General features: G+C 73.3%; 1 pseudogene. It reads right to left on the bottom strand.

The annotated features are described in order from the left end of the window. A pseudogene (locus DT057_RS35275) lies at positions 1–221 on the bottom strand (porin); the annotation flags it as partial.

Here is a 221-nt window from a genome sequence, read left to right as displayed (position 1 = left end):
TTCGCCGTACGAGCCCTGGAGGTAGAGGGCGTCGCCGGCGGCGATGAACGGCAGGTTGACCTTCAGGCCGCCCTGCACCGCCCAGCCGTACTCGTTCTGGATGCGCGGCGCGACCGCGCTGCCGGCCAGGAGAGGCGCGCCGCCGAACGTCAGCAGCGAGCTGGCGTTGCCGACGGTCAGCTCGTGCACCGCCGCCGAGATCTGGGCCGAGCCCCAGGCCG

This window comes from Methylobacterium crusticola (assembly GCF_003574465.1).
GTDB lineage: Bacteria > Pseudomonadota > Alphaproteobacteria > Rhizobiales > Beijerinckiaceae > Methylobacterium > Methylobacterium crusticola.
The sequence above is the reverse complement of the archived record's forward strand: the minus strand, read 5'-3'. Positions and strand labels throughout refer to the sequence as shown.